Source organism: Bradyrhizobium sp. in8p8, assembly GCF_000426845.1.
Classification (GTDB): domain Bacteria; phylum Pseudomonadota; class Alphaproteobacteria; order Rhizobiales; family Xanthobacteraceae; genus Bradyrhizobium; species Bradyrhizobium japonicum_C.
Window position 1 is genome coordinate 83,170 of record NZ_AUGD01000005.1, and the last position, 11,098, is coordinate 94,267.

An 11,098-nucleotide genomic window follows, 5' to 3' on the forward strand; every position below is an offset into this window, starting at 1 on the left:
CCCCGGAATGACGGCGAGCCTGCTGGTCTAACCCGCCTTGCGATGCCGCGCCGTAGACCGGTGCGCCTTCTTCGCAGTTTTCCGGCGCCCGGTCGCCCGGCGTGCATGCGACTTCGCCGCCTTCTTCCCTCCGCCGCGTCCTTTCAGGCTCTGCTTCAGCGCGTCCATCAGGTTGATGACATTGCTCGGTCGCTCCTCGGGCTCCGGCAGCTCGATCGTCTTGCCGCTGGCCTTGCGCTTCACCAGTGCCTTCAGCGCATTCTCGTACTCGTCCTTGAATTTGCTGGGGTCGAAATGCGCCGCCTTGGATTGCAGGATGTGACCGGCCAGTTCGACCATGTCCTTGGTTATCTTCGGGCTCTTGATGTCATCGAAGAACTGGTCCTCGTCGCGCAGCTCGTAAGGGAAGCGCAGCGTGGTGCCGAGCAGGCCCTTGCCGCGCGGCTCGATCGCCATGACGTGCTCGCGGTTGGTCAACACGATCTTCGCAAGCGCCACGCGATCCTGGTCTTTCATGGCGTCGCGGATGACGGCGAAGGCATCGACCGCGGCCTTGCCGTCGGGAGCGATGTAGTAGGGATGGTTGAGGAAGCGCTGATCGACCTCCTCGCTCGGCACAAAGCTCTCGATGTCGATGGTGTGATTGCTCTCGATCTGGACCGCCTCGAGTTCTTCCGGCTCGATCTCGACATACTTGCCCTTGCGGAGCTCGTAGCCGCGGCCCTTCTGGTCGCTCTCGACGATGTCGCCGGTCTCGGAATCGATCATCTGCTGCTTGAGCCGGTTGCCCGTCTCGCGGTTGATCAGGTGAAACCGCGTCTTCTCCGCCGCCGTGGTCGCGGGATAGAGCACGACGGGGCAGCTGACCAGCGACAGCTTCAACGTTCCCTTCCAATAGGCGCGCGGGGCCATTCCATTCTCCAGCGTTTTCAAGGCGTTTTGGAACCCCAACCGTCCCACAGGGTTTTGGTTCCGGGCGGGAGTCTGGCCATGATAGGCTTGAACCCCGAAAGAGAAGCGGGACAGGTCGTGCTGCAGAAACTCTCCACTTACCGGCAGAAACGTGATTTCGAGAAGACGCCCGAGCCGTCGGGCAAGACCGCGGTGGCGCCCTCGAAGCAGCGGCGCTTCGTGATCCAGAAGCACGATGCGACCCGGCTGCACTACGATCTCAGGCTCGAGTTCGACGGGGTCTTCAAGTCGTGGGCCGTGACGAAGGGGCCATCGCTCGATCCGCGCGACAAGCGCCTTGCAGTCGAGGTCGAGGATCATCCGCTCGATTATGGCGATTTCGAAGGCACGATTCCGGAAGGGCAATATGGCGGCGGCACGGTGATGCTGTGGGATCGCGGCACCTGGGAAGCGGACGATCCCGAAGCCGGCTTCAAGAAGGGCGATCTGAAGTTCACCTTGCACGGCGAGAAGCTGCATGGAAGCTGGGTGCTGGTGCGCATGCGCAACCGGGGCGGCGAGAAGCGCACCAACTGGCTCCTGATCAAGCATCGCGACGAATACGCCCGCGAAGGCGCCGACAACGACATTCTCGAGCAGGATAAGTCGGTCGCCTCCGGCCGCGCCATGGAGCAGATTGCGGAGGGGAGGGGCCGCGCGCCGAAGCCGTTCATGCTGGCGAAGGGCACTAAGGGCAAGGCCGACGCGGTCTGGCAGTCCAACCGTGCCGAGGAGACGAAAGGGCGCACGGTGAAGCCGGCGCCGCGCACCGCGTTGAAACGCGGCAAGACGGCCAAGACGAGCGCCACGACCGCGACCAAGGCCAAAAAGGTCTCTGCGATGCCGGACTTCGTTGCGCCGCAGCTCTGCACGCTGGTCGAGCGGCCGCCGGCCGACGAGGGCTGGTGCCATGAGATCAAGTTCGACGGATACCGGGTGCAGCTTCGGGTCGAGGACGGCGAGGCGACCCTGAAGACACGCAAGGGCCTCGACTGGACCGCCAAGTTCGGCTCCATTGCCAAGGAAGCATCCGCGCTGCCGGACCTGATGATCGACGGCGAGATCGTCGCGCTTGATCATAACGGCGCGCCGAACTTCTCCTCGCTTCAGGCTGCGCTGTCCGATGGCAAGACCGACGAGCTGATCTTCTTTGCGTTCGACCTCCTGTTCGCCGAGGGTGAGGATTACCGTCGTCTTCCGCTCGGCGAACGCAAGGTGCGGCTCAAGGAGCTGCTTGAGTCACGCAAGCGGAAATTGGGCCAGATCCGCTATGTCGAGCATTTCGAGAGCGGAGGCGATGCCGTGCTGCGATCGGCCTGCAAGCTCGAGCTCGAAGGCGTGGTGTCCAAGAAGCTGAACGCGCCGTATCGCTCGGGCCGCACCGAGAGCTGGGTCAAGTCGAAATGTCGCGCCGGCCACGAGGTGGTGATCGGCGGCTACAAGACCACCAACGGCAAATTCCGCTCGCTGATGGCGGGCGTTCAGCGCGGCGATCATCTCGCCTTCGTCGGCATGGTCGGCACCGGCTTCGGTGCGGACAAGGTCAAGCGCATCATGCCTGCCCTGAAGGCGATGGAAGCCAAGGAAAGCCCGTTCGGCGGCAAGAATGCGCCGAAGAAGACGCGCGAGGTGCACTGGCTGAAGCCGGAGCTGGTCGCGGAGATCGAATTCGCCGGCTTCACCGCCGACGGCAATATTCGCCAGGCCGCGTTCAAGGGACTGCGGCAGGACAAGCCGGCCGAGGAGGTCGAGGCCGAGACGCCTGTCGATACCGAGTTGGCCGAGCCCCGGGCCAAGAAGCCGGCGCGCGCGAGAACAGGCCGGCAGCCGAAGCAGGCCGCCCCGAATGCCGAGGTCATGGGCGTTATCATCTCGAAGCCGGACAAGCCACTCTGGCCAGATGATGGTGACGGCGCTCCCGTCACCAAGCTGGATCTTGCCCGCTATCTCGAAGCCGTCGGCGAATGGATGATCGTGCACCTCAAGGGCCGGCCGTGCTCGCTGATCCGAGCGCCTGATGGCATCAAGGGCGAATGCTTCTTCCAACGCCACGCCATGCAGGGCACGTCGAACCTTCTCGAACTCGCGCGAGTCTCCGGCGATCGCAAACCATACTTGCAGATCGACCGAATCGAAGGGCTTGCCGCCGTGGCGCAGATCGGCGGGGTCGAGCTGCATCCTTGGAATTGCGCACCTTACGCCTACGATACGCCCGGCCGGCTGGTGTTCGATCTCGATCCGGCACCGGACGTCGAGTTCGCCGACGTCGTCGAGGCCGCCAAGGAGATGCGGCAGCGATTAAGCGATATCGGCATGGACAGCTTCTGCAAGACCACAGGCGGCAAGGGCCTCCACGTCGTGGTGCCTCTGCGTTACGGCGCACGCGACAAGGTGAGCTGGAAAGAGGCCAAGGCGTTTGCACAAGGCGTCTGCCAGTGGATGGCCGACGACGATCCGGAACGCTATCTGCTCAACATGTCGAAGAAGCTGCGCAAGGGAAAGATCTTCCTGGATTACCTGCGCAACGATCGCATGTCGACGGCGGTGGCCCCGCTGTCGCCGCGTGCGCGCGCGGGGGCGACGGTCTCGATGCCGGTCACCTGGGCGCAAGTGAAGAGCGATCTCGACCCTAAGCGCTATACGCTGCGCACAGTGCCTGGTCTGCTGGCGCGATCGAAGGCATGGGAAGGTTATGACGACGCGGCGACGTCGATCAAGGCGGCGATCAAGAAGCTGGCCGGCAAGGTGAAATAGGAGCTTCAAAAAAGTCATTCCGGGCTGCGCGGAGCGCAGGCCCGGAATCCGGAGCTTGTGAGACGAAAAGCCGGGTTCGCGCTTGCGCGCGCCCGGATTGCCGTCTCTGACTAGATCCGTCCCATCAGGATCAGGATCAGCAGGATGACGATGACGAGCCCGAGGCCGCCGCCGCCGTAATAACCGGTGCCGTAGAACGGCCCGCCGCCGATGCCGCTGAAGCCGCCGAGCAGGGCGATGATCAGAATGATCAGAATGATCGTGCCGATAGACATGCAAATCTCCTCCAGCCCTTGGTAAAAAGGGTCGTTGCAACCTGTCCCGTTATGCGGGGGCAACTTGCCGCAGATTGTATAGTTCCGCCGTTGAAACACGGCCGGATCATCAACTTGCATGGAACCTTTGCTGGTCAACCCGACATGACTATGTGAAGGCAGTCACGAGAGGCAGGGCCATGTCAGCACCACTTATCGTCTCCATTCCGCATCGTCTCGGCCGCGAGGAGGCTGCGCGCCGGCTCAAGACCGGGCTCGGCCGCGCCGCTGCGAGCATTCCCGTGATGCAGGTCGAGGAGGAGCGCTGGAGCGGCGACAGCATGAATTTCCGCATCCGTGCGCTGGGCCAGATCGCGAGCGGGCAGGTCGACGTCGGCGACGATCAGGTCCGGGTCGAGGTGGTGCTGCCCTGGCTGTTGCAGCGCTTCGCCGAGATGGCGCAGGCCACGATCAAGAAGCGCGGCCAGTTGCTGCTCACCAAGGACGGGGGCAAGTAACCTCAGAGGTGCGCGCGCTGCCGTGTCGGCTTCGCTGCACTCGTGCTGCGCGCCTCGATCACGGCCACGGGAAGATCGCGAAGGGCTGGGGCGAGCGGCAGCTCGTTGCCTGCGAGACCTGGCGCGGCATAGCCGCTGATATCGAGAGTCGCATCGAGACCTTCGAGTGAAGGCCACTCCCGGCCTCCTTGCGTGAACGGCGCAAAATGACGCCCGACCACGACGATGGCTGCCGCACGTCCATGGCCGCGAGCGAAGGCAATGACGTGGTTGGCGTGCGCGCCGCGCACTTCGAGCGGCTGATAGCTTCCCCCGACGAAGATATCGGGAAGGCGGTTGCGCAGCGCGAGAAGATGGCGCGTCCAGGCCAGCTTCAGCCGGCCGTCCGGCGAGCTCTTGCTTAGCGCGTTCCAGTCCGGAGCTTCCAATGATTTCAGTGCCGCATGGCGGGCGGCGAAGTCGACCGGGCGGCGGTTGTCGGGATCGACCAGCGACAGGTCCCAGAATTCGGTACCCTGATAGAAGTCGGGCACGCCCGGCAGAGTCGCCTTGAGCGTGAGCTGGCTAAGCGAGTTCAGCGTGCCAAGCAGTGCGACCCGGTGGGCCAGCCTCTGCAATGCTTCGAGGAATTCTGCGGACTGGGCAGGATCGAGGATCTTGCCGATGAAGTCGCGGATGCCGTTCTCATAAGCTTCATGCGGGTTGAGCCAGCTCGTCTCCTCCTTGCCCTCGCGCGCGGCCTTCAGCGCATAGGCCTGGATGCGCTCGACGAAGGCGGCATCGACTTCCTCCCCGAGCGGCAAGGCGCCGAGCAGGGTTTGATAGAGCATGTATTCGAACGTCGCCGAGGGCGCGCGGAAATTGCCGTACGTTGTGAGATGCGCCGCGTTCAGCACCTTCCAGCGCGCCACCGCGCTGGTCCATTCGCCCGGAATCTCGCTGAGCGCCGCGATGCGCGTGCGGGCATCCTCGCCGCGCTTGGTGTCGTGGGTGGCGGTCGCCGTCATGCCTTGCGGCCATTCCTTGGCGCGGGCTTGCATGGCCTGGTGGAAGGCGGGAATGGTGAGGCCGGTGCTCGCAGGATCGCCGCCGACCTCGTTCAGCGCGAGCAGCCGGTGAAACTGATAGAACGCGGTGTCTTCCAGCGACTTCGCCATCATCGGCCCGGTGAATTGCTGCACCTTCAGTGCGAAGCGGCGCACGCGCGGGGCACTGTGCGGGGGACGACCGGGCTTCAGCAGGTCCATGGTGAGGGCGTCGCGCAGGAAATCGAAGATGCCTTCGTCGGCGGCAAACCACTCTCGGCGGGCGCGCTCGATGGTGTCTTCGATCAGCTTGCGGTCGGGGGCAGTCGGGCCGCTGTGTGTCAGGTAGGTGCGATAGACCGGGAAATGCAGCACATAGAGCTCGAGCGCCTGACGCAGGCTGTCGGCTGAAAAGTCCCGTGTCGAATAATGTCCGTTGGCAATGCGTGCGAGCAGGCCCGTCAGCACGGTGAACTCGCTGGCAAGCAGCGTCTCCAGCACCCGCCGCTTCGCCTCCTTGACGTAAGGCGCAAGCTGCGGCGGCCGGTTGCTGATCTGCCGCCAGGTCTCGTCCAGCGCTTCCAGTCCTTTCGGATCGATCAGCACGTGGGTGATGACGTTCATCCACTCATAGCCGGTGGTGCCCTGGACCCCGGCGAACTGTGGCAGGCGCTCGTGCTCGCACAGGATTTTCTCGATCACGGTATAGAAGGGCTTTGTGTTGCCTTGAGCATCGCGCACGAGCCGGCGCAGCCGCTGGCAATATTGCGCGGGATCACGCAGGCCGTCGATGTGGTCGAGCCGGATGCCGTGCAACTTGCCCTCTGCAACGAGCTGCTTCACCAGCCGGTGGGTGGCAGCGAACGTACCGGGATCCTCGACGCGTAGGCCTGCGAGTCCGTTGACATCGAAGAAGCGGCGATAATTGATGTCGCTTGAGGCAAGCCGCCAGTGCCCGAGCTTGTAGTGCTGGCGCTCGAGCAGGTGATGCAGCGCGAGCGTCTGGGCCGTGCGGTCCTTGCCGGCCCCGTAGGCGGCAAGGCCTCGCGCGATGATATCGGCGGCGCCCGCGATCTCCTTGAGCTCGGCCTTGAAGGCGGGAGCTTCCTTGCGATTGGGCCGGCGCAATCCGGTGTAGCGCGCAGCGAGCGCGAGCAGGCGCTCGCCCGGCTGCGTTTCCGCCGCGTCCGCCTCCTTGACGATCATCCGCAACACCTCGCCATAGCGCTCGGGGGCGATGGGCAGGCGATGCTCGAAATACCAGGCGGAGAAGCTTCCTTCCTCCGGGGCGTAGCGCAGCTCGATGTCGCCGCGCTCCAGCGCTTCGCCATAGGACGAGCCGAGGATGGGCAGCAGCACGCCGCCTCGTGCGCGGTAGGCCAGTTGATCCCAGTCGATGTCGAAGGAGACGGCGTGCGGCGAGGCCTGGCCCCATTCCAGCACGTCGAGCCACCAGGGATTGTCGGCAAAATGCACGCCGACATGGTTGGGCACGAAATCGATGATTAGCCCGAGATCATGTGCCTTGAGCGTCTCGCTCAGGCGCGCGAAGCCGGCATCGCCGCCGAGCTCGGGATTCAACTGGCCATGATCGACCGTGTCATAGCCGTGGGTCGATCCCTTGCGGGCCTTCATCACCGGCGAGGCATAGAGATGCGTGATCCCCAGCGCCTTGAGATAGGGCACGACCGCGGCAGCCTTGTCAAAGTCGAAATCCGCGGTGAGCTGAAGCCGGTAGGTCGCGAGAGGAACGGCGGAAGGCATCATCAAGCTCCGAGCTGCCAGACCACCGACCAGGGCGGAAGCCGGTCGCCGGTCGCGCCGCCCCAGAGCGGCGTACCAGCACTATCGCTGGAATGCGCGATGTCCTTGTCCGAGAGATTCGCAGTCAAGCGCAGAGCCGCGCCGTCGCCCATCAGCCAATGCGCCGTGAGCAAGCCGTTGTCCGCCGCCTCTGCGCCGCCGAAGCTTGCGCCGTTCAGCCGCGGCATGATCGCCTTGCGACGCAGTGCGAGCAGCTCCCGCACCAGGGCGAGCCGCGCGTTTTGCTCCGGCGTGTGGCCGGTCCAGTCGAGCACGGCCGATTGCAGCGTGGCCGGGTCGAGCGGATCAGGCACGTCGTCGCCGTACTTGTCGTAAGCCCAGGCATATTCCTGCCTGCGGCCCCTGCGCACGGCATCCGCCAATCCGCCCTGGAAATCGCAGAAGAACGGGAAGGGCACCTTGGAGCCCCATTCCTCCCCCTGAAACAGCATCGGCACCATCGGTGCGAGCAGCGTTACCGCGAGCGCGGCCTCGATCTGTTGTGGCGGTGCCAGGCTCTCCAGCCGCTCGCCAAGCGGACGGTTGCCGATCTGGTCGTGGTTCTGCAGGAAGTTGACGAAGGTCGCCGGGGGCAGCGTGCCGCTCGGCTCGCCGCGCGGCTTCTTGCCCCAGAATTCCGAAATCTCGCCCTGGTAGACGAAGCCGGAGGCGAGTGCGCGCGCGAGGTCCATGCGTGGCGTCTGGTAGTCGCCATAATAGCCGGCATGCTCGCCCGTAAGCATGACGTGCCAGACGTGATGATAGTCGTCGTTCCACTGTCCACGGTACTTGCCGTTCGGCGGCTCCTGCGCGGCATCGAGCAGGCTCGCGCGGTTGTCGCCGTTCTCCAGCACGAGATGGATGTGGCGCCCGGTCGCCTTGGCGAGCTCGCCGGCGGCGACGCTGAGGTCCTGCAGCATGGACTGCTCGCCGGGGATTGCCAGGATGTGATTGGCGGCATCCAACCTCAGGCCGTCGAAGCGGTAGTCGGTGAGCCAGGACAATGCGTTCTCGACGGCAAAGGCGCGCGCCTGCGGCACGCGATAGTCGATCGCGCTGCCCCACGGCGTGTGCGCCTCGGTGAAGAAGGCAGGCGCATAGCGGCCGAGGTAATTCCCCTCAGGTCCAAAATGATTGTAGACCACGTCGAGAAACACCATCAGCCCGCGCAAATGCGCTTCGTCGATCAGCGTCTTCAGGTCTTCGGGCCGGCCATAGGCGCTGTCGGGCGCATACCACAGCACGCCGTCATAGCCCCAGCCACGGCGTCCTGCGAAATCCGCCAGCGGCATCAATTCCAGCGCCGTAATGCCTGTCGCTGCGAGATGATCGAGCTTGTCCATCATCGCGCGATAGGTGCCTTCCTGGGTGAAGGTGCCGACGTGGGTCTCGATCAGCACCGTCTCTTCCCAGGGACGGCCGCGCCATTCCCGCGCCCGCCATGCGAAGACATCGTGATCTATCACCTCGCTCGGGCCGAACACGTCCTCCGGCTGGAAGGCCGAAGCGGGATCGGGCACATCGATCTCGTCGTCGATCCTGAACTGGTAGCGACTGCCGGCGGCGAGCCCGGCGATGTCGGCGACGTACCAGCCATCCTGCCGGCGCTGCATCGCATGCCTTCGCTCGAGCAGGAGGTCGACACGGCGCGCTCCGGGCGCCCACAGCCGGAACGACACGCCTTCTTTCGTCGGCCTCGCCCCGAAGGATGGCCTCATGGTGCACCCGCGAAGGCGAGCACGGAGCGCGGCGGCGCCTTGCTGTCGCTCCCGGGCAGGAAGTCGATCGTGTTCAGCTTGGCAGCGGTCGTGTTGAGAATCTGCTGCCAGCTCCTGTACTCGGTCATTTTGGGCAGTTTGAATGCGATCTCTTCCGGGGCGGCGTTCAAAACGATAAAGATCGCGGCACTGCCCGGTTCCATCGGACCCATCACATAGGACAGGAACCGCCCTTCCGGGAAATTCCAGTCGCTCTCGGTCATCTCGTCCCCGGCGGGCGTCAACCACAGCGCACCGTAGGAGACGCCGTCCTTGGGCCGGCCATCGAGCCAGCGATGGCTGCGCAGCTGCGAGAACCGCCGGCGGATGTCGGCGAGATGGGCGACGAAATCGACCATGTCGTCGCCATCCTTGCCGAGATTGTCCCAGCCGACCCAGCCGACTTCGTTGTCCTGGCAATAGGCGTTGTTGTTGCCGGACTGCGAATTGCCGACTTCGTCGCCGGCGAGGATCAGCGGAACGCCCTGCGCCAGCATCAGGCAGGCCAGCACGTTCTTGCGCAGCTGGCGGCGCAGGCTGATGATGTTCGGATCGTCGGTCGGGCCCTCGACACCGCAATTGTTGCTGTGGTTGTCGTTGGAGCCGTCGCGATTGTCCTCGCCATTGGCCTCGTTGTGCTTCTCGTTGTAGCTGAAGAGGTCGGCGAGCGTGAAGCCGTCGTGCACCGTGATGTGGTTGATACTGGCGCGCGGCCGCCGTCCGTCGTGGTTGAACAGATCTGACGACGCCGTCATGCGGCTGGAGATATCGCCGATCAGGCTGCCTTCGCCGCTCCAGTAGCGACGCATGGCGCTGCGATAGCGGTCGTTCCATTCCGACCATTGCGATGGGAAGGCGCCGACCTGGTAGCCGCCCAAGCCAAGGTCCCACGGCTCGGCGACGAGCTTGACGGTCGCCAGGACCGGGTCCTGCCGGATCGCGGTCAGGAACGAGCTGCCGCGGTCATAACCGTTCGGCCCACGCGCGAGCGTGGTGGCGAGGTCGAAACGGAAGCCGTCGACATGGCAGACTTCGACCCAGTAGCGCAAGGAATCCATTACCATCTGCAGCACGCGCGGATGAGTGAGGTTCACCGACGAGCCGCAGCCGGTGAAGTCGTCGTAGTAGCGCGGGTTCTCGCGGCTCAGCCAGTAATAGGAGGCATTGTCGATGCCGCGATAGCACAGCGTTGGGCCGAGGTGATTGCCCTCAGCGGTGTGGTTGTAGACCACGTCGAGCATCACCTCGATGCCGGCATCGTGCAGCCGCGCCACCGTGGTGCGGAAGGAATCGAGCGCGTTGTCCTGGGCGTAGCGCGGTTCCGGCGCGAAGAAGGACAGCGTGTTGTAGCCCCAATAATTGGCGAGCTTCTTCTCCACGAGGATGCGGTCGTCGACGAAGCTGTGGACCGGCAGCAGTTCGACCGTGGTAACGCCGAGCCTCTTCAGGTGCTCGATCATCGCCGGCGAGGACAGGCCGCCATAGGTCCCGCGCAAGTTTGGCGGCACGTCGTCCCGCTTCTGCGTCAGGCCCTTGACGTGGGCCTCGTAGATGACGGTGTCTTCCCAGGGAATGTTGGGACGGATCTCGCGCCGGCCCCAGTTGAAGGTCTCGTCGACGACGACGGCCTTCGGCATGCCGCGCGCATTGTCGCGCCGGTCGAAAGACAGGTCCTCGCGCGGGCTTCCGGTGCGGTAGGCGAAGTGCGCATCGCTCCAGACCAGGCGCCCGGCTAGGCGCTTGGCATAGGGGTCGAGCAGCAGCTTGTTGGCGTTGAAACGATGGCCGTGCTCGGGTTCGTAGGGGCCGTGCACGCGATAGCCATAGAGCTGGCCGGGCGAGACATCGTTGAGATAGCCGTGCCAGACGTCCTCGGTCTTCTCCGGCAATTCGATGCGCTCGAGTTCGCGGCGGCCTTGTGAGTCGAACAGGCAGAGCTCGACCTTCTGCGCGTTCGCGGAGAACAGCGCGAAATTGGTGCCGCGTCCGTCCCAGCTTGCGCCGAGGCGTGCGGGCGATCCAGCGGTCAGGCGCAT

7 protein-coding genes are annotated in these 11,098 nt (G+C 64.5%); 2 read left to right on the forward strand and 5 right to left on the reverse strand.

Annotated features, from left to right (window positions below; genetic code table 11):
* Window positions 1-27: 27 nt before the first annotated feature.
* A complete protein-coding gene (gene ku / locus K408_RS0115140; RefSeq protein ID WP_024339396.1) occupies window positions 28-912 on the reverse strand; it encodes a non-homologous end joining protein Ku in 885 nt (294 codons plus the stop codon).
* Window positions 913-1,029: 117 nt separating this feature from the next.
* Here ku and ligD point away from each other — a divergent pair, with 117 nt between their 5' ends.
* Complete coding sequence (ligD, locus tag K408_RS0115145; RefSeq protein WP_024339397.1) at window positions 1,030-3,705, forward strand: DNA ligase D; 2,676 nt, start codon at window positions 1,030-1,032, stop codon at window positions 3,703-3,705.
* Window positions 3,706-3,815: 110 nt separating this feature from the next.
* On the opposite strand, the gene K408_RS41065 is transcribed toward ligD, so the two are convergent.
* Window positions 3,816-3,980, reverse strand: a complete 165-nt coding sequence (locus tag K408_RS41065; RefSeq protein ID WP_009798696.1) for a DUF3309 family protein — start codon at window positions 3,978-3,980, stop codon at window positions 3,816-3,818.
* A 179-nt stretch (window positions 3,981-4,159) separates the two neighbouring features.
* On the opposite strand from K408_RS41065, the gene K408_RS0115155 reads away from it, so the two are divergent.
* A complete protein-coding gene (locus K408_RS0115155; protein WP_024339398.1) occupies window positions 4,160-4,477 on the forward strand; it encodes a polyhydroxyalkanoic acid system family protein in 318 nt (105 codons plus the stop codon).
* Window positions 4,478-4,479: 2 nt separating this feature from the next.
* On the opposite strand, the gene treY is transcribed toward K408_RS0115155, so the two are convergent.
* From treY to glgX, 3 genes are read right to left on the reverse strand one after another with little or no spacing between them, the layout of a single operon-like run.
* Entirely contained in the window at window positions 4,480-7,266 is a 2,787-nt protein-coding gene (gene treY, locus K408_RS0115160) for a malto-oligosyltrehalose synthase (protein WP_024339399.1), read from the reverse strand.
* Between the two features lie 2 nt (window positions 7,267-7,268).
* Complete coding sequence (gene treZ, locus K408_RS0115165) at window positions 7,269-9,023, reverse strand: malto-oligosyltrehalose trehalohydrolase (RefSeq protein ID WP_024339400.1); 1,755 nt, start codon at window positions 9,021-9,023, stop codon at window positions 7,269-7,271.
* Entirely contained in the window at window positions 9,020-11,098 is a 2,079-nt protein-coding gene (gene glgX, locus K408_RS0115170) for a glycogen debranching protein GlgX (RefSeq protein WP_024339401.1), read from the reverse strand. Before glgX ends, treZ begins: the two co-directional genes overlap by 4 nt.